Annotated in this window: 24 protein-coding genes and 1 pseudogene; 12 read left to right on the top strand and 13 right to left on the bottom strand. The window is 68.0% G+C overall.

Annotation, left to right across the window (positions count from 1 at the left end):
• Positions 1–120: 120 nt before the first annotated feature.
• Positions 121–1,467, bottom strand: a complete 1,347-nt coding sequence (locus tag ACWD4G_RS11305; protein WP_451292433.1) for an MATE family efflux transporter — start codon at positions 1,465–1,467, stop codon at positions 121–123.
• A gap of 450 nt (positions 1,468–1,917) precedes the next feature.
• Between ACWD4G_RS11305 and dnaB the strand changes: the two genes are divergently transcribed.
• The gene (gene dnaB, locus ACWD4G_RS11300) at positions 1,918–3,408 is read left to right on the top strand and encodes a replicative DNA helicase (protein WP_451292432.1); all 1,491 of its coding nucleotides are present in this window, start codon (positions 1,918–1,920) and stop codon (positions 3,406–3,408) included.
• Between the two features lie 26 nt (positions 3,409–3,434).
• On the opposite strand, the gene ACWD4G_RS11295 is transcribed toward dnaB, so the two are convergent.
• Both ACWD4G_RS11295 and ACWD4G_RS11290 read right to left on the bottom strand, forming a co-directional pair.
• Complete coding sequence (locus tag ACWD4G_RS11295; RefSeq protein ID WP_451292641.1) at positions 3,435–3,974, bottom strand: GNAT family N-acetyltransferase; 540 nt, start codon at positions 3,972–3,974, stop codon at positions 3,435–3,437.
• 82 nt (positions 3,975–4,056) lie between these two features.
• Positions 4,057–5,166 carry an FAD-dependent oxidoreductase gene (locus ACWD4G_RS11290; RefSeq protein WP_451292431.1) on the bottom strand — a complete coding sequence of 370 codons (1,110 nt, stop codon included), beginning with the start codon at positions 5,164–5,166 and terminating at the stop codon, positions 4,057–4,059.
• Between the two features lie 71 nt (positions 5,167–5,237).
• On the opposite strand from ACWD4G_RS11290, the gene ACWD4G_RS11285 reads away from it, so the two are divergent.
• Positions 5,238–5,918, top strand: a complete 681-nt coding sequence (locus tag ACWD4G_RS11285) for a TetR/AcrR family transcriptional regulator (protein ID WP_451292430.1) — start codon at positions 5,238–5,240, stop codon at positions 5,916–5,918.
• A gap of 96 nt (positions 5,919–6,014) precedes the next feature.
• Here the strand turns inward: ACWD4G_RS11285 and ACWD4G_RS11280 are convergent, their stop codons facing one another.
• Entirely contained in the window at positions 6,015–6,881 is an 867-nt protein-coding gene (locus tag ACWD4G_RS11280) for a GNAT family N-acetyltransferase (RefSeq protein WP_451292429.1), read from the bottom strand.
• 760 nt (positions 6,882–7,641) lie between these two features.
• Between ACWD4G_RS11280 and ACWD4G_RS11275 the strand changes: the two genes are divergently transcribed.
• On the top strand, positions 7,642–9,099 hold the full coding sequence (locus ACWD4G_RS11275; RefSeq protein WP_451292428.1) for a globin domain-containing protein: 1,458 nt from the start codon (positions 7,642–7,644) through the stop codon (positions 9,097–9,099).
• A 37-nt stretch (positions 9,100–9,136) separates the two neighbouring features.
• On the opposite strand, the gene ACWD4G_RS11270 is transcribed toward ACWD4G_RS11275, so the two are convergent.
• From ACWD4G_RS11270 to ACWD4G_RS11250, 5 genes are all read right to left on the bottom strand, one after another.
• On the bottom strand, positions 9,137–9,619 hold the full coding sequence (locus ACWD4G_RS11270) for an NUDIX domain-containing protein (protein ID WP_451292427.1): 483 nt from the start codon (positions 9,617–9,619) through the stop codon (positions 9,137–9,139).
• A gap of 117 nt (positions 9,620–9,736) precedes the next feature.
• The gene (locus ACWD4G_RS11265) at positions 9,737–10,642 is read right to left on the bottom strand and encodes a LysR family transcriptional regulator (protein ID WP_451292426.1); all 906 of its coding nucleotides are present in this window, start codon (positions 10,640–10,642) and stop codon (positions 9,737–9,739) included.
• Between the two features lie 190 nt (positions 10,643–10,832).
• Positions 10,833–11,978 (bottom strand): cystathionine gamma-lyase, encoded by a 1,146-nt coding sequence (locus tag ACWD4G_RS11260; RefSeq protein ID WP_451292425.1) that lies wholly within the window; start codon positions 11,976–11,978, stop codon positions 10,833–10,835.
• Positions 11,975–12,466 carry a low molecular weight protein-tyrosine-phosphatase gene (locus tag ACWD4G_RS11255; RefSeq protein ID WP_451292424.1) on the bottom strand — a complete coding sequence of 164 codons (492 nt, stop codon included), beginning with the start codon at positions 12,464–12,466 and terminating at the stop codon, positions 11,975–11,977. The genes ACWD4G_RS11260 and ACWD4G_RS11255 overlap by 4 nt, the downstream gene beginning before the upstream one ends.
• A gap of 9 nt (positions 12,467–12,475) precedes the next feature.
• Complete coding sequence (locus ACWD4G_RS11250; RefSeq protein WP_451292423.1) at positions 12,476–12,853, bottom strand: phage holin family protein; 378 nt, start codon at positions 12,851–12,853, stop codon at positions 12,476–12,478.
• A gap of 58 nt (positions 12,854–12,911) precedes the next feature.
• On the opposite strand from ACWD4G_RS11250, the gene ACWD4G_RS11245 reads away from it, so the two are divergent.
• The 4 genes from ACWD4G_RS11245 to ACWD4G_RS11230 all read left to right on the top strand — a co-directional run bounded on the left by ACWD4G_RS11245 (position 12,912) and on the right by ACWD4G_RS11230 (position 15,604).
• Positions 12,912–13,229, top strand: coding sequence for a cupin domain-containing protein (locus ACWD4G_RS11245; RefSeq protein ID WP_451292422.1), 318 nt, complete (start codon positions 12,912–12,914; stop codon positions 13,227–13,229).
• 162 nt (positions 13,230–13,391) lie between these two features.
• Positions 13,392–13,604: a DUF5326 family protein gene (locus ACWD4G_RS11240; protein WP_451292421.1), complete on the top strand. Its 213-nt coding sequence runs from the start codon at positions 13,392–13,394 to the stop codon at positions 13,602–13,604.
• Positions 13,605–14,164: 560 nt separating this feature from the next.
• Positions 14,165–15,067 carry an IclR family transcriptional regulator gene (locus ACWD4G_RS11235; protein WP_451292640.1) on the top strand — a complete coding sequence of 301 codons (903 nt, stop codon included), beginning with the start codon at positions 14,165–14,167 and terminating at the stop codon, positions 15,065–15,067.
• A gap of 99 nt (positions 15,068–15,166) precedes the next feature.
• The gene (locus tag ACWD4G_RS11230) at positions 15,167–15,604 is read left to right on the top strand and encodes an SsgA family sporulation/cell division regulator (RefSeq protein ID WP_451292420.1); all 438 of its coding nucleotides are present in this window, start codon (positions 15,167–15,169) and stop codon (positions 15,602–15,604) included.
• A 40-nt stretch (positions 15,605–15,644) separates the two neighbouring features.
• Here the strand turns inward: ACWD4G_RS11230 and ACWD4G_RS11225 are convergent, their stop codons facing one another.
• Complete coding sequence (locus ACWD4G_RS11225) at positions 15,645–17,087, bottom strand: YibE/F family protein (protein WP_451292419.1); 1,443 nt, start codon at positions 17,085–17,087, stop codon at positions 15,645–15,647.
• Positions 17,088–17,307: 220 nt separating this feature from the next.
• Between ACWD4G_RS11225 and thiC the strand changes: the two genes are divergently transcribed.
• The 3 genes and pseudogenes from thiC to ACWD4G_RS11210 all read left to right on the top strand — a co-directional run.
• Entirely contained in the window at positions 17,308–19,152 is a 1,845-nt protein-coding gene (thiC, locus tag ACWD4G_RS11220; RefSeq protein WP_451292418.1) for a phosphomethylpyrimidine synthase ThiC, read from the top strand.
• 126 nt (positions 19,153–19,278) lie between these two features.
• Positions 19,279–19,815 carry a phosphoribosyltransferase gene (locus ACWD4G_RS11215; protein ID WP_451292417.1) on the top strand — a complete coding sequence of 179 codons (537 nt, stop codon included), beginning with the start codon at positions 19,279–19,281 and terminating at the stop codon, positions 19,813–19,815.
• Between the two features lie 41 nt (positions 19,816–19,856).
• Positions 19,857–19,988 (top strand): annotated as a pseudogene (locus ACWD4G_RS11210) (thiamine biosynthesis protein ThiC); the annotation flags it as partial.
• Positions 19,989–20,170: 182 nt separating this feature from the next.
• Here ACWD4G_RS11210 and ACWD4G_RS11205 read toward each other — a convergent pair.
• From ACWD4G_RS11205 to ACWD4G_RS11195, 3 genes are all read right to left on the bottom strand, one after another.
• Positions 20,171–21,034 (bottom strand): hypothetical protein, encoded by an 864-nt coding sequence (locus tag ACWD4G_RS11205; protein WP_451292416.1) that lies wholly within the window; start codon positions 21,032–21,034, stop codon positions 20,171–20,173.
• A 183-nt stretch (positions 21,035–21,217) separates the two neighbouring features.
• Positions 21,218–22,309 (bottom strand): metallophosphoesterase, encoded by a 1,092-nt coding sequence (locus ACWD4G_RS11200; RefSeq protein WP_451292639.1) that lies wholly within the window; start codon positions 22,307–22,309, stop codon positions 21,218–21,220.
• Between the two features lie 200 nt (positions 22,310–22,509).
• Entirely contained in the window at positions 22,510–23,622 is a 1,113-nt protein-coding gene (locus ACWD4G_RS11195) for a LacI family DNA-binding transcriptional regulator (RefSeq protein WP_451292415.1), read from the bottom strand.
• Positions 23,623–23,978: 356 nt separating this feature from the next.
• Here ACWD4G_RS11195 and hisC point away from each other — a divergent pair, with 356 nt between their 5' ends.
• Together hisC and ACWD4G_RS11185 are read left to right on the top strand one after the other, a co-directional pair.
• Positions 23,979–25,058, top strand: a complete 1,080-nt coding sequence (hisC, locus tag ACWD4G_RS11190) for a histidinol-phosphate transaminase (protein WP_451292414.1) — start codon at positions 23,979–23,981, stop codon at positions 25,056–25,058.
• A gap of 231 nt (positions 25,059–25,289) precedes the next feature.
• On the top strand, positions 25,290–26,798 hold the full coding sequence (locus ACWD4G_RS11185) for a cytochrome ubiquinol oxidase subunit I (RefSeq protein WP_451292413.1): 1,509 nt from the start codon (positions 25,290–25,292) through the stop codon (positions 26,796–26,798).
• The last annotated feature ends 3 nt before the right edge of the window (positions 26,799–26,801 follow it).

Below are 26,801 nucleotides of genomic sequence, written 5' to 3'. Positions count from 1 at the left end.
GGCGATGTTTCACGTGAAACGAAGCAGCCTCAGGGTCGGTCCTGGCGGCCGAGGGCTGATCTTCGCATGGAGTCGGCCCTTCAGGACGGGTGGCCCTCCGGGCATGGTGGTGCGGCCTGTTCAGCGGGTGGCCCCGGTGACGATCCAGCGGCCCGAACGGGAACGCAGCCACAGGGTCAGCAGGCGGGTGGCCATCATGAGCGTCATGGCAGTCCAGAGGGCGGTCAGACCACCGCCGAGGGTGGGGACGAGCAGGGCGGCCGGTACGAAGACGGCGAGGGTCACCAGCATGGCCCGGGCCAGATAGGGGCCGTCTCCCGCACCCATCAGCACACCGTCGAGTACGAAGACGATCCCGGAGATCGGCTGAGAGAGCGCCACGACGAGGAGAGCGGGCAGAGCGGCCTCCTGGACCGCGGGGTCGCTCGTGAAGAGCGGGATGAACAAGGGACGGGTGGAGATCACCAGTACCCCGAGCGCCACGCCGGTGGCGATGCCCCACTGCACCATGCGGCGGCAGGCATCGCGGGCGCCCTGGGCATCACCCGCTCCGAGACAGCGGCCGATGATCGCCTGCCCGGCTATGGCTATGGCGTCCAGAGCGAAGGCGAGCAGGCTCCAGAGCGACAGGATGATCTGGTGTGCCGCGATGTCCTGGTCCCCCAAGCGGGCGGCCACAGCGGTGGCGATCATCAGGATCGCGCGCAGGGAGAGCGTACGGACCAGCAGGGGCGCTCCTGCCTGGGCCGAGGCGCGTATGCCGACGGCGTCGGGACGCAGTGAGGCGCCGTGCTCGCGTGCTCCACGGATCACGACCCAGAGATAGACGGTGGCCATCCCGCACTGGGCGATGACCGTGCCCCAGGCGGAGCCGGCGATGCCCAGGCCGGCACCGTAGACGAGGCCGGCGTTGAGGACAGCGTTGGCCACGAAGCCGGCGACAGCGACGTACAGAGGTGTCTTGGTGTCCTGGAGACCGCGAAGAACACCGGTGGCGGCGAGCACGATGAGCATGGCCGGGATGCCGAGAACCGAGATCTGTAGATAGGTGGTGGCGTAGGGGGCGGCGGTGTCCGAGGCGCCGAAGAGGGTGACCAGTGTTGGAGCCATGGGGAGGACGACTGTGACGACGAGGCCGCCGAGTATCAGCGCGAGCCAGATGCCGTCCACGCCCTGGCGGATGGCGGCTCGCAGATCACCGGCTCCGACCCGTCGGGCGACGGCGGCCGTGGTGGCGTAGGCGAGGAAGACGAAGACGCTCACCGCGGTGACGAGAAGAGCCGAGGCGATGCCGAGACCGGCCAGTTGTGCGGTGCCGAGGTGGCCGACGATCGCGGTGTCGGCCATGAGGAAAAGGGGCTCGGCGACGAGCGCGCCGAAGGCCGGGACGGCGAGCGTGATGATCTCACGGTCGTGCCGACGCCGGGTGGCTCTGGGCGTCACGGAAGCCTGTGTCATGGCCATCAATCTAATCTTCCACAGGTAAGTGATGCAAGCCGCCAGCGGCTATTACATCTGGCTGGGTTCGGCGTGCTCTCGTGCGCCGATCGTGATGATCTTGATCTCGTTGGGGAAGTTTTTCTTCTGCACAGCCAGTGGACGGCAAAGGTACAGGTCAGAGTGGGTCGTACGGGAAGGGCGAGGGCTTGTTCACAGGGCTGTCCACCGAGTCGTGCACAGGTTTCGAGGAGTTCTCCACAGCATCTGGCCCGTCGTCCACATGGCCTGTGGATAACCAGATTGGCTGACGGTGCCCGCGGGCCTACGGTGGTGCGGCGCCCCGCTCTTCGGTGGATCACGGAAACCCCGCAAAACCGACGCGCCAGAAGCGGAGTTGGGCCTCTTATTTGTCAGTGTCGTGCCGTAGAAAAGACAGGCACGGCGAGGTCCGCTCGGCGGACGGGAGGAGGTCGCTCGGTGAGCATTTCCGAGCCCCTGGACGACCCGTGGGCCGACAGCGGACCCAGTGATCGTCTGCCTGCCTCGCGTCGCGGCCATGACGGTGGTCGGGGCCGCGACGGTGGTCGGGGCCGTGACGAGCAGCATGAGCGCGGCCGGGACAACGGCGAGTGGGACGGCGGGGGTTCGGCCTTCGAGCGGGTTCCGCCGCAGGATCTGGACGCCGAGCAGTCCGTCCTCGGCGGCATGCTGCTGTCCAAGGACGCCATCGCCGACGTCGTCGAGATCCTCAAGGGCGCCGACTTCTACAAACCGGCCCACGAGACCATCTACCAGGCGATCCTCGACGTCTACGCCAAGGGCGAGCCCGCCGACCCCATCACCATCGCCGCCGAGCTCACCAAGCGCGGTGAGATCACCAAGGTCGGTGGCGCCCCCTATCTGCACGGTCTGGTCCAGACGGTGCCGACGGCGGCGAACGCCGAGTACTACGCGGAGATCGTCCACGAGCGTGCGGTGTTGCGCCGCCTGGTCGAGGCCGGCACTCGTATCACCCAGATGGGATACGCGGCCGACGACGACGTGGACGAGATCGTCAACAGGGCCCAGGCGGAGATCTTCGCGGTGACCGAGCAGCGCACCACCGAGGACTATCTGCCGCTCGGCGACATCATGGAGGGCGCGCTCGACGAGATCGAGGCGATCGGTTCGCGGTCGGGTGAGATGACCGGTGTGCCGACCGGCTTCACCGATCTCGACCAGCTCACCAATGGTCTGCACCCCGGTCAGATGATCATCATCGCGGCTCGTCCCGCCATGGGTAAGTCAACGCTCGCGCTGGACTTCGCCCGAGCCGCCTCCATCAAGAACAACCTGCCGAGCGTGATCTTCTCGCTCGAAATGGGCCGCAACGAGATCGCGATGCGTCTGCTGTCGGCCGAGGCGCGCGTGGCGCTGCATCACATGCGGTCCGGCACGATGACCGACGAGGACTGGACGCGGCTGGCCCGCCGGATGCCCGATGTCTCGGCCGCGCCGCTCTACATCGACGACTCCCCGAACCTGTCGATGATGGAGATCCGCGCCAAGTGCCGACGCCTGAAGCAGCGCAACGACCTGAAGCTCGTCATCATCGACTATCTGCAGCTGATGCAGTCCGGCAAGCGGTCCGAGAGCCGTCAGCAGGAAGTCTCGGACATGTCGCGAAACCTGAAGCTGCTGGCCAAGGAGCTGGAGCTGCCGGTGATCGCGCTGTCGCAGCTCAACCGTGGTCCCGAGCAGCGTACGGACAAGAAGCCGATGGTCTCCGACCTGCGTGAGTCGGGCTCGATCGAGCAGGACGCGGACATGGTGATCCTGCTCCACCGCGAGGACGCCTACGAGAAGGAGTCGCCCCGCGCCGGCGAGGCGGACATCATCGTGGGCAAGCACCGCAACGGCCCGACGGCCACGATCACGGTCGCCTTCCAGGGCCACTACTCCCGCTTCGTGGACATGGCACAGACCTGACCGGGGCCGTCACCAGGCTGTACGACTCATCCGAGCAGGGGTTGAGAGGACAGGGCGCCCGCCCGCCACTCGTCTTCGAGGATGCTGAACATTTCGGAGTCTCGCCAACCGTCCCGGATCAGCGCGGTGTGACGATGACGTCCTTCTCGTGTCATGCCGAGCTTGCCGAGCACCCGTGCCGAGCCGAGGTTCCGCGGGTCACAGGTGGCATAGATGCGGTGAAGCTTGAGGTCCTCGAACCCTCGCGCCAGCAGTTCCCTGCCGATGCTCGTTCCAACGCCCTGTCCCCAGACCTCGGGATGCACCACATAGGTGATCTCTCCTTGACGTTGTCCTCGGCTCCGGACGTGGAGTTCGCCCATGCCGACCGTGTCGCCATCGACACGGGCTACGTAAGCGAACCGCTGCTGAGGTATGTGGGACCAGGCCTCGACCGCGGTTGCCACGAACGCGCACGTTTGCTCTTCGGTGTTCGGTCCCCAGGTCTGGAAGCGGCAGACCTGGGCCAGGGAAGCCCAGGAGTGGACAGCTCGCCAGTCCGCGAGCTCGATTCTGCTCAAGTGCACCGAGTGTCGAACCACAGATCGATCTTGCCAGACGCAGTCATACCGACCTACCGGCATAGGAAACCGCAGGTCACCTTTACCTTCAGCCAGGTTGGAAGAATGCGAGCAGTCTCTGGGCGGCGTCCGGTGACATCAGCAATTCCTGGATGTCCGCGGACATCCGGGCGGCGGCGCTGGTGCGTTCGAACATCTCGCGTTCGTATTCCTTGACGGCGGCGGGAAAGTCGTCCGGGTGCGCGGCCAGCGCGAGACCGAGCACGGCGCCGTCGAGCAGCGCCATGTTGGCGCCCTCTCCCACCGGCGGCATCAGGTGCGCGGCATCGCCGAGCAGCGTGACGCTTGGCGTCGACGGCCAGGTCAGACCGACCGGGAGAGTGGTGATCGACCGCGGTACGACCGTGTCGTCGCAGGCCGCGATCAGCGCGGTGAACCGTGGGTCCCAGCCGGGGAGCAGGTTGATCAGTCGCGCCCGGGCGGCGGCCGGGTCGTCGAACGGTATCCCGCTGCCGGCGAACCAGTCCTCGCCGGTGTTGTAGAAGCTGAGGCCGATGCGAACGCGACCGTCACCGTTGCGCTGTGCAGCCAGGGATATTCCGTCGCCGAGCACCCAGTAGTTGCCGCGCCCGACCATCGCCGCGAGGTCGGGGTGCGTGCGGTCGATGTCGGGAATGCCGATTTCGACGATGTTCTGGCCGATGTGCGCCGGGCGGGCGTCGGTGAGCAGTGCGCGGACCCGGGACTGCGCGCCGTCCGCGCCGACCAGCAGGTCATACGTCGCACTGCTGCCGTCGGCGAAGTGCAGCAGGCCGTTGTCGGCGGATGTGAACGCGTGCCCCCAGCGCACCATGTCTTCGGGCAAGGAGTCCAGCAGCAGGTTGCGCAGATCGGCGCGGTCGACCTCGGGTCGATCGAGCGGGGCGTCGTCGGGCGTGTCCTCCTGGAGCAACAGGGTGCCATCCGGCTCGAGAAGACGCATGTCCTGGCCTTCACCGCGCGCGATCGCGTGGAACTGGTCGATCAGACCGGCCTCGCGCAGCGCCCGCTGGCCGGAGTGGATGTCGAGCATGCCGCCCTGACCACGCGCCTCGCGTGACGATTCACGTTCGTACACGACGGCGTCGATGCCGTTCACGTGCAGCACCCGGGCAAGGGCCAAGCCGCCCAAGCCGGCTCCGACGATGGCGATGGTCATGGTTGTCGCCTCCTTCGATACGCTGTACTGGTCGATACACTGTATCGCCTGATGCGATGTACTGTTGGCGCATGTTGGTGTGGGAGAGGCCGGAGCCGCCGAATCGACCCGTGCCGGCCCCGCTGAACCGAGAGCGGATCGTGCGAGCGGCGATCCAACTGGCCGACGCGGACGGCCTGGACGCGGTGTCGCTGCGCAAGGTCGCCGCCGCGCTGGGCGTAGGGCCGATGCGGCTGTACGGCTACATCGCCAGCAAGGAGGAGTTGCTCGACCTGATGGTCGACGCGGTCCACGGCGAGATCCGGCCGGTCGGAGACAGCTGGCGGGAGGTCCTCCAGTCTCTCGCCGAAGCCACTAGGCACGCCGCTCACGAGCACGAATGGCTCGCCGATCTACTGGGTGGCCGACCTCAGCTCGGGCCGCACGCGCTGGCGAGTGGGGAGACCGTGGTGGCCGCGCTGGGTGACCTCGATGTGGACGCCGTCATGCCGGTGGTCGCCGCGGTCAACGCGTACGTGATCGGAGCGGTGCGTCGGGAGATCGCCGAGCGGCGTGCCGAGCGGACCACCGGGATGGACGAGAGGCGCTGGCAGGCCTCACTCGGGCCCTATCTGCAGCGGACCTTCGCCACCGGCCGATTCCCCGCGCTGGCCACAGTGGTGCGCGATGCCGCCCACCTGGACGCCGACCACACCTTCCGGATCGGCCTCGACTTCCTGCTCGACGGCATCGAGGCCCGCATCTCAAGGTGACTGAAGAAGTGCGTCCATTTTTGTCAGAGCCGAGGTGGGCGTGCCGCTTCGTTGAGTGATTTCGCGCAGGGCGGCGTCCTTGGTGGGGCGGGTCTATCAGCCCGCGGCCACGGTCAGCGGCGCGAACCGTCGGGTCCAGTCGCCCGGCAGTTCGGAGATGCCGTACGTCATCACCGCGTTGAAAGCGACCGGTTTCAGGCCGTGCTCCTTCGTCCAGGCCAGCAGTTCCTCATGGCGTACGTCGATGTCGGTGCGCAACGGGCGGTCGGTGCGGGCGGCGAGGGAAGTGATCAGCGCCTTCGCGGTCTGGGTGTCACGGGCGATCAACGGGCCGACGACATGGTTGTCCATGTTGGGCCAGGCCGCCGCGTACCCGATGATCCGGCCGTTCTCTTCTGCGACGCGCAGCTGATCGGAGAAGGCGGGGAGCCGGGTGAGGACGTGGGTCCGGTCCGTGCCGAAGACCTCTTCGTCGAGCCGGACGATCGTGGTGAGGTCCTCGGCCGTGGCCGGACGGGTGGAGACCCCGAGGTCCACACCGTCGGCAATGAAGTGGCCCCGGACCATCTCCGCCTGTCCGGTGACCTTGAACCCCAACTCCTCGTACAGAGGACGCCCATACGGTGTCGCGTGCAGGGTCAGCGGCGTCGGGCCGAACTCGGTGAGGACGTGGCGCATCAGACGGCGGCCGATGCCCTGGCGGGCGTGCCGCTCGGCGACCAGCACCATGCCGATCGCCCCGAGATCCGGCTGCCCCGCCGGACCGTACTCGGTCACCACGCAGGCGGCGACGAGGCCGCCCTCCGGGTCGTCGATGCCATATCCCGTGCCGGCCGCGAGCAGCAGCCCCCACTTGTGCTCCTCGCGGGGCCAGCCCCGGTCCTGGGAGAGGTCGGCGCAGGCGATGAGATCGCGAGGCGTCAGACGGCGGATGGGCAGAGCGGTGGGGGAAGGCATCGGCACGCAGGTCAGGCTGTCCGACATGAACCCCTGACGTCCACCGGTTTGAGGTGAGACACACGGGCTTTTGGCCATCTCATGCACAACCGCACAGCCCATGGACAGATGTTTCACGTGAAACATCGGCGTGCGGCCACACACGTGCAGCAGTGAAGCGAGACTGCTTCGGCTCGAGGCCTTGAGAGCTGTGCCACTTCCATGACCGAGCATCGTGGCTCGTCCTCCGCTGTGGAACTCTTCGCTACTGTGCCGACCCTGGTGGTGGTTAACGAAGGCTGCGATGCGCTCCCGCGCGGGGTGGTATCTGCGTAATGCCTATGAAATCGTATGACGCGCCCGGTAATTGAAGGAATTGCTGATTCGCCTCCGTTGAATTCTCGGTAGATCAAGTGGGGACTTGTGTATGGCGATCCTGCCGGTAGGGTCGAGTCCGGTTCGTGTCCGAAGCGAGATGCAGTCGTCTCATGGCGTGGGTACGAACGCAGTCCAATGCAGCCTAACCGGACAGGGAGATCCAAGACCTGCGTTCACCGTTATGAGGCGAGGGCGTTCGTGCCCTGTGGAACGCTGCGGCGTGAGTGCTGCGGCTCACATCACACTCCCGCCTACTTGTCCGTACGGACAGGGAATCCCGGTTGAATGTGGCCGCATTGGCCGACGAGGAACGAAGAAGGAAAGCAAGGCCGTCCGCGGGGGAAAACAAGCGACTTCCTGCTGAGGAAGCGCGCAGATCGACCGAAAGATGCTCGAGGCGAGGCACACCATGGACGCTCCGACCACCACGTCGGCCGGCAACGGCACTTCGGGGGACAGCGACGGTGGCGGCGGCTGGTTCACACCGCGCACCCAGCCGAACCTGCCCGGCGGAGGCCAGGAGACCGAAGGCAACCGCCTCGCCGGGATGCGGCCCGTGGGCAGGCCCCAGGAGCCGCCTCGCGGGCCGCAGCACGACCGGGACGACGGCCCACGCGAACGAATACCAGCGCCCGAGGAGATGCCCCCCAGCGCCCCTTCGCAGCCTCTGCCGGGCCCGCCCGGCGGCGAGCACGGGTCCGAGCACTCCGTCTTCGAGACGCGGGAGCCCGTTCAGCAGGAGACCCGCACCCCCGAGGCCTCGCCCGACGCGGTGCTCATCCGCCGGACCATGACGGAGATCGGCCCCGTCGCCGACAAGGTCACCTCGTACTTCTACGCCCTGCTCTTCGTCCGGCATCCGGAGCTCCGCTCGCTGTTCCCCCCGGCGATGGACGCCCAGCGGGACCGTCTGCTCAAGGCGCTGCTGACGGCGGCCGAGCACATCGACAACGCCCCCGTACTCATCGACTATCTGCAGAACCTCGGTCGCGGCCATCGCAAGTACGGCACCCAGTCCGAGCACTATCCGGCGGTCGGGGAGTGCCTGATCGGCGCGCTGACCCGGTACGCCTCCAGCTGGAACGAGGAGACCGAGGCCGCCTGGGTCCGTGCGTACACCACGATCTCCCAGGTGATGATCGACGCGGCGGCGGCCGACGAACTGCAGGCGCCGCCCTGGTGGATGGCGGAGGTCGTCTCGCACGAGCTGAGAACCAACGACATCGCCGTCGTCACCGTCCGGCCGGACCAGCCCTATCCCTTTCTCGCCGGGCAGTACACCAGCCTGGAGACTCCCTGGTGGCCGCGGATCTGGCGGCACTACTCGTTCGCCTCGGCACCCCGTTCGGACGGACTGCTGTCGTTCCATGTGAAGGCGGTCTCCGCGGGCTGGGTCTCCAACTCGCTCGTGCACCGTGCCCAGCCCGGCGACGTCCTGCGGCTGGGCCCGCCGGCGGGTGCCATGACCGTCGACCACTCCACCGACAGCGGACTGCTCTGCCTGGGCGGCGGCACCGGCATAGCGCCCATCAAGGCCATCGTCGAGGACGTCTCCGAGCGCGGGCGGCCCCGCCCCATCGAGGTCTTCTACGGCGCCCGTACCAACCAGGACCTCTACGACATCGACACGCTGCTGCGGCTGCGGCAGAGCAACCCCTGGCTGGAGATCCGCCCCGTCGTCGACAAGCACGGGCTGCTCCGGCTGCCCGACGCCATACGCGAGTACGGGCCGTGGAACGAGTACGACGCGTACCTCTCGGGCCCGCCCGGCATGATCCGCAGCGGTGTGGACGCCCTGCGGGGCGCGGGCATCCCCTCGGAGCGCATACGGCACGACTCGGTGGAGGAGCTGGTGGCGGCCGGGTGACCGCCCGAGTCATTCGCCGACGGCGGCCGGTGAGGCGTCAGCCCAGGTCGGGCGCGTGCATCGCCCGTACGCCCTCGATGTTCCCGTCGAGGTAGTGCCGCAGCGACAGCGGCACGAGATGGACGGAGGCGATCCCGACCCGGGTGAAGGGCACCCGCACGATCTCGTACTCGCCCCGGGGCTCTTCCATCTCGGGACCGTGCCGCTTGGAGAGGTCCATGGACTCCAGACGGCAGACGAAGAAGTGCTGGACCTTCACCCCCGTGGCGCCGCCGTCCTCGCCGATGTGCTCGACGGTGTCCACGAAACAGGGCACCACATCGGTGATCTTGGCGCCGAGTTCCTCGTGCACCTCGCGGTGGAGTGCTTCGACGACCGTCATATCGTCCGGTTCGACCCCGCCGCCCGGAGTGAGCCAGTACGGATCGACACCCGGCTTGGTCCGCTTGATCAGGATCAGGTCGTCGCCGTCGAGCAGGATGGCGCGGGCGGTGCGTTTGACCACGGGTCGGACGGTCATGGAGGAAATGTGGCCCGACATGTTCCACGTGAAACATCGCTCGCCACGGAAGTCTCGGCCACGGCAGCGGGGCGTACCGGTCCGAGCAGACCTACCTCAGGACGCGACCCGGTCCGCCTAGGACCAGTCGGCGGCCGCCCGCAGCAGCCAGTCGTGCGCCCGCGCGATGTGCGGCAGGGCCAGGGTGCCCGTACGGACCACCAGGAAGTACGTCCGCAGCGGCGGGACCGCCGGATCGAGGAGCGCCACGACGTCACCGCGCTCCAGGGCGGCGGCGCACAGATAGCGGGGCAGCACCGCCAGGCCGGCCCCTGAGATCGCGCAGGCGAGGACCGCGCGCAGATCCGGGACGATGACGGTCCCGGAGGCCGCGGGGCGGGCGTCGAAGACCGAGGCCCAGTAGCGCGTGAGGAACGGCAGCGACTCGTGCACCCCGACGACCGGAAGGTTCTCCAGCGTATGGGCGCCCCTGCGGCGCAGCCTGCCGGGTGTGATGCGCTCGGCCCAGCGCGGAGCGGCGACCAGCACATGTTCCTCGTCGCAGAGCGGAGTCGCGGTGAGCAGAGTGCCGCGCGGTTGGGCGGTGGTGATGGCCAGATCGTGATGCCCCGCGGCGAGTCCCTCCAACGTTTCGTCGGAGTTCCCGAAGGAGACCCGCAGCGCGAGGGGCTGCCCGTCGTCCCCGGTCAGCTCGGTGAGGGCGGGCAGGGCGCGTTCGGCGGTGAACTCCGGCGGTCCGGCGAGATGGAGCGTCCGTACGGAGAAGTCGTCGTCGAGGCCGGTCTCGGCGATCTCCACCAGCGCGTCGAGGTGCGGTGCCGCCTTGTGGGCGAGTTCGTCGCCGATGGTCGTCGGGGTCACTCCGCGGGCCTGGCGGAGGAAGAGAGGGCGGCCCAGCTGACGTTCGAGGGTGCGGATCTGAGAGGTGACGGCCGGCTGCGAGAGACCGAGCAGGGCGGCGGCACGGGTGAAGGAACCGGCCCGGTGCACGGTCACGAACGTACGCAGTAAGGCCAGATCCACGGTCGCCCCTCCACTCCCCGCTCCCGGGGCGCCCAACTATAAATAAGTCGATAGGTGCCTGTCGTTACTGTGATTGGACACTGACGCAGAGTCAACTAGCCTTGTTCGCGCGGTTCTTCGCGCGCGGAACCGAGGGCGGTCCGAGCCACGAGGGGGGAGGCTCGGACCGTCCGTTGTACGTAGCGGAGTACTAGGCGGTAGCCACGGCGAGCGCATGGAGTACGTCCGCGACCAGGTCGTCGGTGTCCTCCACGCCGGCGGAGAAGCGGATGAAGCCCTCCGGTACCGCGTCGCCGCCCCATCGTCCGCGTCGTTCGGCGGTGGACCGCACGCTGCCGAAGCTCGTGGCGTCGTCGACGAGGTGGAGCGCGTCGAGGAAGCGGTCGGCACGCGCGCGCGTGGGCAGCGCGAACGACACGACACAGCCGTAGCGCCGCATCTGCTGTGCGGCGATCTTGTGCGAGGGGTCGTCGGACAGTCCCGGGTAGCGCAGCCCGGTCACCTCGGGCCGGCCCTTGACCGCCTCGGCGACGGCCAGGGCGTTGGCGCTCTGCCGGTCGGCCCTCAGCTGGAGCGTGGCGAGCGAGCGGTGGGCGAGCCAGGCCTCCATCGGGCCCGGGATCGCCCCGACGATCTTGCGCCAGCGCCGTACGGCCGTCATCGCGGAGTCGTCGCGCCCGACGACGTACCCGAGCAGCAGGTCGCCGTGGCCGGTCAGCTGTTTGGTGCCGCTGGCCACCACGAAGTCGGCGCCGAGTTCCAACGGCCGTTGCCCGAAGGGCGTCGCCAGGGTGTTGTCGACGGCGACGAGGCATCCACGCGCGTGTGCCGCCTCGCAGAGCCGCCGGATGTCGCACACGTCGAGTCCCGGGTTGGAGGGCGTCTCCAACCACAGCAGCCCGGCGCCGTCGAGTGCGTCGAGCTGCGCGTCGCCGCCCGTCGGGGCGCTGCGCACCTCGATGCCGTACGACCGCAACTGCTCACCCGCGAGGGGCAGCACGTTGTAGCCGTCGCCGGGCAGGACGACGGCGTCACCGGTGCGCAGTTGGGAGAAGAGGACGGCTGAGATGGCGGCCATGCCGGACGCGAAGGCGACCGTCTCGATGCCGTCCTGTCCGGGCGCCTCCAGTTCGCCGATGGCGCTCTCCAGAAGGGTCCACGTGGGGTTCTGGTCGCGTCCGTAGGCGTACGGGCCCGTGGGGGCGCCGGGCAGGTGGTAGTGGGCGGCGAAGACCGGGCCGGGGAGGTGCGGCTCGTGCTTGACGGGTTCGGGCAGTCCGGCCCGCACCGCGCGTGTGCCGTCGCCGGGAGACGAAGCGGGGTTCTCCGAGGTCATTCCGTCCGTCCTTCCACCTGATCGCGTACGACGGTGAGCAGACCGGGGCTCGCCGCCTCCACCAGCTCCAGGCATTCCTCGAAGCCGTCCATGCCCCCGTAGTACGGGTCCGGAACGTCGAGGTCGTCGCCTGCGGCGGGGTCGTAGGAGCGCAGCAGACGGATCTTCTCCGCGTCCGCCGGGGTGGGCGCGAGACGGCGCAGGGCCTTGACGTGCCCGGCGTCGAGGGCGATGACGAGGTCGAGCCGGGAGAACCATGAGGACTGGAACTGCCGGGCGGAATGGGTGTCTTCGTAACCGCCCGCCTCCAGGACGGAGACGGTGCGCGGGTCGGCCGGGTCGCCCGCGTGCCAGCCATCCGTGCCCGCGCTGTCGACCTCGACCAGGTGATCGAGCCCGGCCTCCTCTATATGGGCACGGAAGACGGACTCCGCCATGGGGGAGCGGCAGATATTGCCGGTGCAGACGAAACAGACGCGGTAGGTCATCGCGAGGCCTCAGTCCCCGTCGGGCAGGACGAGGTGCAGCGCCCAGGAGACGATCGAGATGATCAGGCCGCCCAGGACGGCGGTCCAGAAGCCCTCCACATGGAAACTCAGGTCGAGCAGGTCGGCCAGCCATGAGGTCAGCAGCAGCATCAGGGCGTTCACCACCAGCGTGAACAGGCCGAGCGTCAGAAGGAACAAGGGGAGTGTGAACAACTGGACGAGGGGCTTGACCACGGCGTTCACCAGGCCGAAGACGAGCGCCACCAGCAGCAGTGTGGCGACCTTCTTGCCTGTGCTGTCCCCGGTCAGAGTTATGTCGCCGACCAGCCAGACCGCGACCGCGAGAGCACCCGCGTTGGCGATCGTCTTGACTAGGAAATTCATCATGTGTCTGATCGTGGCAGAAGCGATCGGCACGAGCACCGGGCAGGGGCGTACCAAGTAGATGAAGGCATTCCGGTTGGATGAACTGGAGACGGAGCGCGCCGCCAATGACGGTGCCTACCTGCAGTTCTTGCGTGAGCGGAACATGTCGGTCGGTCTCTACGCGCTCGACGCGGGCGATCTCGATCCGCAGCGGCCGCACACCCAGGACGAGGTGTATCTCGTCGTGAGCGGCCGCGCTTCGCTCACCGTCGGCATGGAGACCACCCAGGTCGCACGCGGCAGTGTCGTGTACGTGCCGGCCGGGGTCGCCCACAAGTTCCACCACATCACCGAGGACCTGAGGGTCGTGGTGGTCTTCTCTCCGCCGGAGGGCTGACGTCCGCTTCGGGGTTCCCTTAGGGGGACGATCAGGGATGGACAAGGGGCGCGAAGCCTCCGAACAGCCCCTGGTCGCCCCTAGCATCGAAGGCAGGACAGCAGTAGGCCCGGAAACGGTGCCCCGGACGGGGCCACGGGCGGAGACACAAGGAGCAAGGCGATGCGGGAGATCTTCGCGGGGATGCCGTGGTGGGTGAAGTGGATCGCTGTGCCGGTCATCGCCCTGTTCGTGTTCGGCGGACTGATAATCAGCGTGGTCCAGGTCGTGGTCGGCCTGCTCTTCAAAGTGCTGGTCTTCGTGGCACTCGTCGGCGGACTGATCTATCTGGTCAGGAAGTTCAGCTCCAGTTCGTCGTCACGCGGCGACTGGTGAGGCACGAGTACGGGGCCCAGAACTCTGATCGGGCGTCAGCACACGGCAAGAGCTGAGGCGTGAGTGGGTGAGGCCGGTCAGGGCCACGGCGGTAACAGGAACGTGAGGTTCCCTCGCCAGAGGGAAGTTTCCCCGCGGGGCGGTCTGCGGGTGGTGACGGGCGGTTAGAGTCCGGGCACTCGTCGCGGGCTCGACCCCGCGGGCGGCGCACCCCTCCCGTGTCCCCCGCACGGGCGGCCCTCCTCGCGCTTCGGGAGTGACCCTTGGCCACGGCTGACACCGCACCCGCAGAACCCCTCCTCCCCACCCCTCAGCCGCGCTCCCCCATGGCACAGAGCGCCGCCCCTCCCACCCAACCGGGCCCACGTACGCCGACGGTCGTCGCCCCCGAGCAGACCCACAACGGGCCCGAGGAGACCCTGGCCCCGCCCCGGCAGCCCCGCCCCCGCTCCGGCGAGAGCCACGCTTCGCCACACCCACCGCGCAGAGCGCCCTCCAAGGCCCCGGCTCCTCCCGCCCAGCCACGCACCTCACCAGGTGAGGAGGCCGACCGGCCCACCATGCCTCGTACGCCCTCGGCGGCGACCTCCGTCCGCCCCTCGGAGCCTCCCGCGGCCTCGGCTGTCGGTCCTGCCGGGCCAAGGCCACCCGCCAGGCACGGATCGGGAAGAAGGACGCGCGTCAAGCCGCCTGCTGCCCCGGACGCTTCCGAGCACTCCGGGACCCTCATCGGCTCCGTACAACGGGCGATGCGGCTGCTGGAGGCCGTTGCCGAGCGAGAACACGGGGCGCCCGCCAAACAGTTGGCGCGGGACGCCGGGCTCGCGCTGCCCACGGCCTACCACCTGCTGCGCACCTTGGCGCACGAAGGCTATCTGCGCCGCGAGAGAGGGCTCTTCTTCCTGGGTGAGGCGGCGGAGCTGCTGGGAAGCAGCGGAGCGCAGCAGAAACGTCGCAGCACGGTGAGCGAGACCCTCGCACAGTGGTGCGACAGCATCGGCGTCCCCGTCTACTACGCGGTCTACCGTGAGGGCGAGATCGACGTGATGTGCGTCGCCGACAGCCCGAGCACCCCTGCCGTCGAGGAGTGGGCCGACTTCCGCGAGACCGCGCACGCCCACGCCATCGGCCAGTGCCTGCTCTCCCAACTCGGTGACGAGGCCCGCCGCGACCACCTCGACCGCTACCCCGTCCGGTCGCTCACCCCGTACACGGTGCGGGACAACGAGACCCTGCTGCGGCGCCTGGACCGGATCGGACGGATGGAACCGGTCGTGGAGCGCCAGGAGTACGCCCTCGGGACGGTCTGCGCGGCGATTCCGATCACCGTCGGGAACAGCGCGGCGACCCTGGCCCTCTCCCTGCCCGCACACCAGGCCGACCGGCTGCTGCCCGCGGCACATCAGTTGCAGACGGAGATCGGAAAGCTACTAGGGACACTCGCGATCTCTATCAGCATCTGAAAAATCACTCCTTGTGATCTCACGTGTACGTTCAGCAAACTTCCAGCAGTGTCAGGCGGATGATTCCTGGCTACTCGACCAACATTGGCGGGGTAAGCGATGCGCGAGTCGGTACAGGCAGAGGTCATGATGAGCTTCCTCGTGTCGGAGGAGCTCTCCTTCCGCATCCCGGTGGAGCTGCGTTACGAGACCTGTGATCCCTATGCCGTGCGGCTGACGTTCCACCTTCCCGGTGACGCGCCTGTGACCTGGGCCTTCGGACGTGAACTGCTCATCGACGGGGTGGGCAGGCCGTGCGGGGACGGGGATGTGCACATCGCGCCCGCCGACCCGGAGACGTTCGGCGAGGTCACGATCCGGCTCCAGGTGGGCACCGACCAGGCGCTGTTCCGGGTCGGTACGGCGCCGCTGGTGGCCTTCCTGGACCGTACGGACAAGCTCGTGCCGCTGGGGCAGGAGCGTTCCCTCGCCGACTTCGACACCCTGCTCGACGAGGCGCTGGACCGCATTCTGGCGGAGGAACAGAGCGCGGGCTGATCCCTACGCCGTCCCGCGCCGCCGGTGGTGCCGTAACGCTTCAGCGCTTGCGGCGGCGGCCCCTCCCCCCGCGCGCGGACGCGGGAGCGGGAGCGGATGCCGCCGTCTGCTCGCTCGGACGGTCCGCGGAGACCACCAGGGCGGCCAGCACGGTGGTCACCGGCACCGAGGCGACCAGGCCGATCGAACCGATGAGGGTACGGACGATCTCCTCGGCGACCAGCTCGCTGTTGGCTACCGTGCCGACGCTGCTCTGGGCGATCGAGAAGAGCAGCAGCAGAGGCAGCGCGGCACCGGCATAGGCGAGGACCAGGGTGTTGACCACGGACGCGATATGGTCCCGGCCGATCCGGATGCCCGCGCGGTACAGCCCGCGCCAGCCCATCGCCGGATTGGCCTCGTGCAGCTCCCAGACCGCCGACGTCTGGGTGACCGTCACATCGTCGAGTACACCCAGCGAACCGATGATCACGCCCGCGAGCAGCAGACCGCTCATGTCGATCGACGGATACAGCCCATGGATCAGCCCGGTGTTGTCGTCCGTGTTGCCGGTCAGTTCCGCCCAGCCGATGAACATCGAGCCCAGCAGACCGATCAGCAGCAGCGAGATCAGCGTGCCGAGCACGGCGACCGATGTGCGGGCCGAGAGCCCATGGCACATGTAGAGCGCGATCAGCATGATGGCGCTCGCCCCGACCACCGCGACCACCAGCGGATTCGAGCCCTGCAGGATGGCCGGCAGGATGAAGACGGTCAGCACCAGGAAGCTGACCGCCAGGGCGATCAGCGCCATGACACCGCGCAGTCGGCCCACCACCACGACGGCGAGCGCGAAGATCCCGGCCAGCAGCGCCATCGGGAACTTCCGGTTCACATCGGTGACCGAGTACTGCAGATCCTTGGGCGCGGCGGGTTCGTACGCGACCACGACCTCCTGGCCCTGCTTCAGCTGGCGTGATTGGTCCGGCTGAATGATCTCCGTGAACGTACGGCCCTTGTCCTTGCCGGTGTCGACGCGGATCGTCGCCTTCTTGCAGGTGCCGTTCGCCTGCTGCTCGGCGGACGAGCCCTCGGCGGTGGATGTGTCGCCGGTCGGGGGGACTCCCGAGGCGTTCACCGAGGAGCAGTCGACCTCCTCGACCTTGGTGACCGTGGCCGACTGGGTCTGCCGGTCGAAGCCCACACCGGTGCGCTCGTGCGACGGGGCGCCGCCGGGCCAGAGCACGACGAGACCCACGACGACGGCGGTCGCGAAGGGAATCAGTACCGCCGCGATGACCTTGCGCAGGTGTTGCGACACCGGGGCGGCCGGGCCATGGCTGTGACTGTGGGAGTGGCCGTGGCCGCCCCCCGGGGTCGGACCATGGGCATGCCCGTCACCGGGTCCATGGCCGCCCCCACTGCCGTCCCAGTGGCTGTTCGCGGGGCCATGGCCGCGGGGCGGCTCGGGGGGCGGAGGCGGGGGCTGCTGCATCGTGGTCACCGACCGATCATCGCAAGAACGAGCGGTGCCCACTGTTCACCGCGCCACATCTGACGCTAGCGTGGGGGCACCTTTGCACACGCGGGAGCTCGGAGCACCGGGCTGAGAGGGCGTTGACCTCCGCAGACGCGATGTTTCACGTGGAACATCGTCGCGCGGAAATCGCTGCGTCGACCGCTGAACCTGTTACCGGGTAATGCCGGCGTAGGGAGTAGGTCTCATGACCATCGAGGACACACGCACGCCTGCCTCCGACAGGACGAACGGGACATTTCCCTCGCCTGGCGGTGAAAGGAACCAGGGCGAACAGCTCTCGGAGGGCGGGAAGTCCATCGGCTGGCACAAGGCGTACATCGAGGGCTCGCGTCCCGATCTGCGGGTGCCGGTCCGCCAAGTGCACCTCACCAACGGCCAGTCCGTCACCCTGTACGACACCTCCGGCCCGTACACCGATCCGAACGCCGAGACTGATGTCAAGAGGGGGCTCCTTCCTCTCCGCGAGAACTGGATCATCGCCCGTGGTGACACCGAGGAGTACACGGGCCGTCCCGTGCGCCCCGAGGACGACGGGATCAAGCACACCTCGCCGCGCGGCGGTCTGCGCAACCTCGACGCGGTGTTCCCGGGACGGCCGCGCCAGCCGCGCCGGAGCCGTGACGGCCGGGCGGTGACACAGCTCGCGTACGCGCGACGCGGGGAGATCACCCCCGAGATGGAGTACGTGGCCGTCCGGGAGAACGTCTCACCGGAGGTCGTCCGCGAGGAGATCGCGGCAGGCCGGGCCGTACTGCCCGCGAATGTGAACCACCCGGAGATCGAGCCGATGATCATCGGCAAGCGGTTCCTGGTGAAGGTCAACGCCAACATCGGCAACTCCGCGGTCACATCCTCCATCGAGGAGGAGGTCGAGAAGATGACCTGGGCGACCCGCTGGGGCGCCGACACGGTCATGGATCTTTCCACCGGACGGAACATCCACACGACGCGTGAGTGGGTGCTGCGCAACTCCCCCGTCCCCATCGGCACGGTGCCGCTCTACCAGGCACTGGAGAAGGTCGACGGCCGCGCCGAGGAGCTGACCTGGGAGATCTACAAGGACACGGTCATCGAGCAGGCCGAGCAGGGCGTGGACTACATGACCGTCCACGCGGGCGTGCGCCTGGCGTATGTACCGCTCACCGCGAACCGCAAGACCGGCATCGTCTCCCGCGGTGGCTCGATCATGGCGGCCTGGTGCCTGGCCCACCACAAGGAATCGTTCCTCTACGAGAACTTCGAGGAACTCTGCGAGATCCTCGCCGCCTACGACGTCACGTACTCGCTCGGCGACGGCCTCCGGCCCGGCTCCATCGCGGACGCCAACGACGAGGCGCAGTTCGCGGAGTTGCGCACCCTCGGGGAACTCAACCGGATCGCGAAGCGTTTCCACGTACAGACCATGATCGAGGGCCCGGGACATGTCCCGATGCACAAGATCAAGGAGAACATCGACCTTCAGCAGGAGATCTGCGATGAAGCTCCGTTCTATACGCTCGGCCCGCTGACCACGGATGTCGCACCGGCTTACGACCACATCACCTCAGGCATAGGCGCCGCGATGATCGCGTGGTGGGGCACGGCGATGCTCTGCTACGTCACTCCCAAGGAGCACTTGGGACTGCCCAATCGTGACGACGTCAAGACCGGCGTCATCACCTACAAGATCGCGGCCCATGCGGCGGACATCGCCAAGGGACACCCTGGCGCACAGGAGTGGGACGACGCTCTGTCGGACGCCCGCTTCGAGTTCCGCTGGGAGGACCAGTTCAACCTGGCCCTGGACCCGGACACGGCCCGCGACTTCCACGACGAGACCCTCCCGGCGGAGCCGGCCAAGACGGCCCACTTCTGCTCCATGTGCGGTCCCAAGTTCTGCTCGATGAAGATCAGCCAAAGCATCACAGCGCAGTTCGGCGGTACGGCGGCTGCGGGGGCGACAGCTGAAGAGGTCGCTGAGGGGATGCTGCAGAAGTCGAAGGAGTTCGCGGCCTCAGGAAACCGGGTCTACCTCCCACTCGCGGACTGACGCCCCCACGAGCGCCGCTCCGAGAAACTTCGCTTACGGGGCGGCGCTTCGTTGTAGCCGCTTTCGGGAGGGTCCTGCCCAGATATCCAGTTGCCCGGGTGACAGGTGGGTACGAGACTCGCGGTCATGTCGACCGCCGCGCGCATCCTTACGCTTGAGCACTTTCAGTGGATCGACGGCCACGCAGACGTGTGGAGGATCTTCCGCGAACCCAAGGCACTCGTGGCAGTTGTCCGTGGCCTGGTCGAGCCGTTCAAGCACGACGGCATCACTGCTGTCTGTGGCATCGAGTCCCGAGGTTTCCTTCTCGGGGCGGCAGCAGCCATCGAGCTTGGAGTCGGATTCGTCCCGGTGCGCAAGCAAGCCGGCCTGTTCCCGGGGGAGAAGGTCGTCCGGCAGACGGCTCCGGACTATCGCGGCATCCGCCATGGACTGCGCGTGCAACGAGCGTCGCTCACCCCGACGGACTTGGTCCTGATGGTCGACGACTGGATCGAGACCGGCAGCCAGGCGACAGCCGTCCGGTCGATGGTCGAAGAGTGCGGCAGTCGCTGGGGCGGTTGCAGCGTGATCGTCGACCAGGCCAGTGACCACTGCCGATCGGACCTTGGAGTTCGTGGCATCGTCAGCGCGACTGAACTGCCTTCCCATAACGCGTCATAGGTGGCATCACCCTGCCGGTCAGTTCATGGGTGTGGCTGTCCTCGATGAAGATCTCCCAGGACATCCGTCGTGAACACGGAGGCTCCCGGGCCGGGATCGAGGTGGGCATGGCCCAGAAGTCGAAGGAGTTCGCGGAGGCGGGCAACCGGGTCTATCTGCCGCTCGCCGACTGACGCACCAGGGGCGGCGCGTGCTCCCGGGGACGGACAGCGCGCGCCGGACGCGGATCGCGCACGGCCTTCGGGTGCGAATGTCGCACGGCTGCTGGGTGCTCCTTGTCCGGGGTGGACCGGACAGCGTCCCGGGTGGCCGCCGAGTCCCGCTGGGGGCGGGGCGGCGGCCTCGGCCCGGGGTGCTATTCGGGCTGGTGCTCCGGTCCACCGAAGTCCGGGCTGCTGAAGTCCGGGCTCGTGTAGCCGGTGCGGGAACCGCCGCTGTCCGGGCTGCTGAAGCTCGGACGGTTGTAGCCGAGGTGCGGCATCCGGCTGGGCGGGGTCGGTCGGGCCGGCTCGCTCAGCGTGGCTGGGCCGGGGTTGGCGAGGGCGTCGCGGAGGAACGGCAGGATGCCGCGCTCCAGGAGAGCCTCACGCCATGCCTCCTTGGCGCGGGCCACCTCCTCGGTCAACTCGCTGCGTGCCCCGTTGTCCACGGCGGTGGCGCCATTGCGCAGGGCGGTGAGCAGAAGACCGACGGCTGCGACGAGGATCGCCGCCGCCGTGACCGCGCCGAACACCCATCCCGTGGTGAGGAGGGTCTTGGCGATCGCACGGTCGGGGTCGATCGCCTTCATGGCATAACCGACGAGGAGGAAGAGCCCCGCCGCGGTGCCCGCCAGAACCGGGGCGAGGACCGCGGCGACGGCACCCGCGCCGGCACCGGACGCCTCAACGCTCTCGCCCAGAAGCACGGGTTCCGTCTCGGCCTGGTCGGGATCGGTGGAACCGGACGCCCTGCCCGGGCGGGTGGACAGAACGGCCGGAGGTGGATTGCGCAGTTCGTCGCGGACCTTGACGTAGTACTCGTATTCGGCCGCCGCGGACGTCGTGATGATCGCCGTGGCGTTGAGGGCCATGGTGCGCAGCTGTTCGGGGTTGAGCCGCTGGAGACCGGCGGCGAATTCCGGGCGGTGTGGTGCGGAGCGCAGCGCCTCGCCGAGGACCCGCTCGTACTCTTGGCGGTCCTCACTGAGCAGGTGCTGCGGAACGCTGTTCATGTGCATCCCCCGATGCTCCGTAGGGCTTGGGGCTCGGCATGCTGACGAGCCGTCGGGCAGAAACGGAGGGGAGCCTGCTACGGATAAGCCGATGGTAGAGCGGTGACGCAGGGCGGTGACAGGGGGTTTGAAGAAATTGGCCCCTGGCCAGCGAAGTCTTCCGCCCGTGGTCGCCCGCTCGTTGACGGCTCAGTTGTTGAGGGGGAGTTCCTGTACCAGCAGCTTTCCGGCCATGGTCACTCCGCCGTCCATGGCGACGGCCAGACCATCCGCATAGATGTACGGTCCCTCGACCGAGGGGCCGGAGTTGTCCTCGCCGTCCTCCGAGCCGACCTCGCCGAGGAGGTACGGAATGGGGCTGTGGCCATGGACGATGCGGGTGCCGCCGTAGATGTCCAGCAGCGAGCGCACGGCGTCGGCGCCGCCCTCGTCGCGGAAGGAGAAGCGCCGGGTGAACTTGCGGAAGAGGTCCCAGACCTCGTCCGGGTCGTTGCGGGTGATCGTTTCGCGGACGGTGTCGTTGACCGCCTCGATGGAGTCGCCGTAGTCGCGGTAGGCGGTGGTGTCGGAGTGCACCAGGAGGTGGCCGTCGACCTCCTCCATGGCGTCGAGGCGGGCCATCCACTGGAGGTGGTGGTCCTGGAGACGGTCCATGTCGGTCTTCTGGCCGCCGTTGAGGAGCCAGGCGGCCTGGAAGGTGGCGGTGCCGGCGCCGGAGTTGACGGGGGTGTCGCCGAACCGCTTGGCGCCGAGCAGGAGCAGTTCGTGGTTGCCCATGAGGGCCTTGCAGTAGCCGCCGGCCGCGGCGGCCTCCGCGGACAGCCGCATCACGAGGTCGATGACGCCGATGCCGTCCGGGCCCCGGTCGGTGAAGTCGCCGAGGAACCACAGCCGTGCCGTGCCCGCCGACCAGTTGCCCGCCGCGTCGAGGAGGCCCTTCTCCTGGAGGGCGGCGACGAGTTCGTCCAGATAGCCGTGGACGTCGCCGACGACGAACAGCGGGCCCGGCCCGGTGGCGGTCCGCTCGGCCGGGGCGGCCTCGGGGTCGATGACGACCTGGAGCGTGTCACCCCGGTTGATCACCGGCAGGTCCCGCTGGGTGGGCGTGTACCCCTCGGGGTAGCCCTCCGGCTCGTCGGCGGGGCGGACATCGCCCGGGTGGGTGGCGTGTCCGTACGGACCGGCCTCGTGGACGTACGCGGGTACGCGGAAATCACGCACCGTCGGCGTCCGCACCTCGGGTCCCTGACCGGCCCCCTGAGTCATCGACCCCTCCACCACCATCGCGCCGCATCTGCACCGCATCGGACTGCCTGGTCGCAGCGGCCCGCGGTGTCGTCCGCCCATCATAGGAATGCGGATCGCGCCATGTGATGACCCAGGGGTGGTGAAATGGCGCAGGACCCCAGTTCACCGAGGTTTTCTCCCGAATTGGGCGGGGCTTTCCCCGCCCAATGCCGGGTCGGATCGTCGTCGCGGCGTCAACCCTCTTCGGGTGATCGTGGCGGACTGACCGTCGTGCGCGGCGAACGCCGCTCGGACGAGGTGCGCACGATCAGCTCCGTCGGTATCACCTGCTCGACCGGTTGGTCCGATTCGACCCCCTCGATGGCGTCGATCAGAAGCTGGACCACCGCCGTGCCGATCCGGCGCGGCTTCAGCGAGAGTGTCGTGATGGGCGGCTCGGTCGTCGCGTACACGGCGGACTCGCTGCAGCAGACGAGCAGCAGGTCGTCCGGGACGCGCAGACCGTAGCGGCGGGCCGCGGCCAGCAGATCGGTGCCGTTCGGGTCGAACAGGCCGTAGACCGCGTCGGGGCGGTCGGGCCGGGCGAGCAGTCGGTCGGCGGCGACGGCTCCGGCGCACGGATCGTGCGCGGGATAGGCCTCGTACACCGGATCTTGGCCCACCCGCTCGCACCAGCGCAGATATGCGGTGGTGGAGAGATGTGTGTACGTGTCCGTCGTCGTGCCCGTGAGGAGTCCGATGCGGCGGGCGCCCGCGTCGGCGAGATGGTCGAGGATGTCGAGAACCGCGGCCTCGTGGTCGTTGTCCACCCAGGCGGTGACCGGCAGCGAGCCGGCCGGGCGGCCGTCGGAGACCACCGGTAAGCCCTGGCGGACCAGTTCGCTGACGACCGGGTCCTGGTCGGACGGGTCGATGACCACGGTGCCGTCCAGAGCCACGTTCGACCACACGTCGTGCCGCGAGGTCGCGGGAAGGATGACCAGGGCATAGCCCCGGGCGAGCGCGGCCGAGGTGGCGGCCCGCGCCATTTCCGCGAAGTACGCGAACTCGGTGAAGGTGAAAGGTTCATCCCCGTACGTGGTCACGGTCAGGCCGATGAGGCCGGACTTGCCCGTTCTGAGGGTTCGGGCCGCCGCCGAGGGGCGGTAGCCAAGTCGGTCGGCGACCTCGCGTACATGGCGTCGGGTGGCGTCCGGGAGCCGGCCCTTGCCGTTGAGGGCGTCGGAAACGGTCGTGATGGAGACCCCGGCGGCGGCGGCCACGTCCCGAATGCCCGCCCGGCCCGACCGGCTGCCTCGGCGGGGGGTCTCCGCCCGGCTCACCTGGTGCTTCCCTGCTGCTGTCATGGCGAGCCGATAGTAGGGCTCATGCGGTGGGGTAGGGCGGACGCATATGCAGCCGTTGACAGAGACGTTTCTGCATGGTCGTGAAGGGTCAAATTCCTTTAAATGAAAGGGAGTTGAGCGCTCACATGTCAGTACGTGGCTTGTCGACGCGGATGGGCCTGCCAAGTAGCTCATGTTTCGAAGAGGTCTCAACTCACCTGCACGGGTGATGCGCGCTACGGCGTGAGCCACCGGCGCGTGAGCTTTGGGGCAACGCGCCCCCTGATTCCGGCAGGGACGTGGTTGTCCACAGGCCATTCGCAGGCGCGCGGAATCCTCATAGGGTGAGAAGCATTACGTCGACGAGGAGGACTGCGGTGAGCGAGACGAGCCCCAAGCTGCGAGCCGAGCTGGAGGGTATTCCCACCTACAAGCCCGGCAAGCCGGCCGCGGCGGGCGGTCCGGTGGCGTACAAGCTCTCCTCCAACGAGAACCCCTATCCGCCGCTGCCCGGGGTGCTGGAAGGTGTGGCGGCGGCGGCCGCGTCCTTCAACCGGTACCCGGACATGGCCTGCACCGGTCTGATGAACGAGTTGTCGGATCGCTTCGGGGTGCCGGTCACGGATCTGGCCACGGGCACCGGCTCGGTCGGAGTCGCCCAGCAGTTGCTGCAGTCGACCGCGGGGCCCGGCGACGAGGTGATCTACGCCTGGCGGTCGTTCGAGGCGTACCCGATCATCACCCAGATCAGCGGGGCCACATCCGTGCAGGTGCCGCTGACGCCGGGCGATGTGCACGATCTGGACGCGATGGCGGACGCGATCACCGACCGGACCCGGCTGATTTTCGTCTGCAACCCCAATAACCCCACGGGCACGGTCGTCCGCCGGGCCGAGCTTGAACGGTTCCTCGACCGGGTGCCCGGCGATGTTCTGGTGGTGCTGGACGAGGCGTACCGTGAGTTCGTGCGGGATGTCGAGGTTCCTGATGGCGTCGAGTTCTACCGTGAGCGTCCGAACGTCTGTGTGCTCCGCACCTTCTCCAAGGCTTACGGTCTCGCGGGCCTCCGGGTAGGGTTTGCGATCGCTCATGAGCCGGTGGCGGCGGCGCTGCGTAAGACGGCCGTTCCGTTCGGGGTCAGCCAGATCGCTCAGGACGCGGCGGTCGCCTCCTTGCGGGCCGAGGACGAGCTCCTCGGGCGGGTGGGCTCGCTGGTCTGTGAGCGCAACCGTGTCGTCGAGGCGTTGCGCGCCCAGGGCTGGACGGTTCCGGAGACACAGGCGAACTTCGTATGGCTGCGGCTGGGGGAGCGCACGGTCGACTTCGCGGGGGTCTGCGAGCAGGCCGGTGTCGTCGTACGGCCGTTCCCGGGTGAGGGTGTGCGGGTGACGGTCGGCGAGACCGAGGCGAACGACATCTTTCTCAAGGTGACGGAGGCCTTCCGCAAGGAGCTCTAGGCGCTCTGCGTAAGCTTCTGACCAGGGGGTTCGGTGATTTTCCCGGGCCCCCTGATGTTGTTCGGTCCGGACTCTTGCGTTCCGGGGGACCCCCGCTCTCACGTCTCGAACGGCCATGCGTCATAATTGCTTGTGAACGTGAACGCATTCACAAGCGTGTCCCGGTTGTCCTGTGATGTGCCTGACAAGCAGGGCAAACTGCCGCAGTGCCACGGTATGTAAGGAGAAGACGTGGACCTCGCTTTGGCGCCGGAGACTCTGGCGCGATGGCAGTTCGGCATCACCACCGTCTACCACTTCCTCTTCGTCCCCCTCACCATCTCACTGGCCGCGCTCACCGCCGGCCTGCAGACCGCGTGGGTCCGCTCGGGGAAGGAGAAGTACCTCAAGGCCACCAAGTTCTGGGGCAAGCTCTTCCTGATCAACATCGCGATGGGTGTCGTCACCGGCATCGTGCAGGAGTTCCAGTTCGGTATGAACTGGTCCGACTACTCGCGCTTCGTCGGCGATGTCTTCGGGGCCCCGCTCGCCTTCGAGGCACTGATCGCCTTCTTCTTCGAGTCCACCTTCATCGGGCTGTGGATCTTCGGCTGGGACAAGCTGCCGCAGAAGATCCATCTGGCCTGCATATGGATGGTCTCCATCGGCACGATCCTGTCGGCGTACTTCATCCTCGCGGCCAACTCGTGGATGCAGCACCCCGTCGGCTACCGGATCAACGAGGCGAAGGGCCGCGCCGAGCTCACCGACTTCTGGCTCGTCCTGACCCAGAACACCGCGCTCACCCAGGTCTTCCACACCCTCTCGGCGGCCTTCCTCACCGGCGGCGCCTTCATGGTCGGTGTCGCCGCCTTCCATCTGGCCCGCAAGAAGCACATCCCGGTGATGAAGACCTCGCTGCGGCTCGGTCTGATCACCGTGATCGTCGCCGGCCTGCTCACCGCGATCAGCGGCGACCTGCTCGGCAAGGTCATGTTCAAGCAGCAGCCCATGAAGATGGCCGCCGCCGAGGCACTGTGGGACGGCGAGGCGCCCGCGCCCTTCTCTGTCTTCGCCTACGGCGACGTCGACAAGGGCCACAACAAGGTCGCGATCGAGATCCCCGGCCTGCTGTCCTTTCTCGCCAACGACGACTTCGACTCGTACGTCCCCGGCATCAACGACGTCAACAAGGCCGAGCAGGAGAAGTACGGGCCCGGCGATTACCGGCCCAACATCCCGGTCGCCTATTGGGGCTTCCGCTGGATGATCGGCTTCGGGATGACGTCCCTCACCCTCGGCGTCATCGGGCTCTGGCTCACCCGTAAGAAGTTCCTGCTGCCGCAGCATCTGCGGGTCGGCGAGGACGAGGTGCCACATCTCGTCCTGCTGCCCCACAAGGCCCTCGGCCCGAAGCTCACCAAGTGGTACTGGCGCATCGCGATCCTGACCCTGGGCTTCCCGCTGATCGCCAACTCCTGGGGCTGGATCTTCACCGAGATGGGCCGTCAGCCCTGGGTCGTCTACGGCGTGCTGCGCACCGAGGACGCCGTCTCCCCCGGTGTCTCCCAGGGCGAGATCCTCACCTCGATGATCGTCTTCACCACGCTCTACGCGATCCTCGCCGTCGTCGAGGTCAAGCTGCTCGCGAAGTACGTCAAGGCGGGTCCGCCCGAGCTGACCGAGGCCGACCTCAACCCGCCCACGAAGATCGGCGGCGACTCCCGTGACGCCGACAAGCCGATGGCCTTCTCGTACTAGGCC

The organism is Streptomyces sp. NPDC002643 (assembly GCF_053592555.1).
The sequence above is the reverse complement of the archived record's forward strand: the minus strand, read 5'-3'. Positions and strand labels throughout refer to the sequence as shown.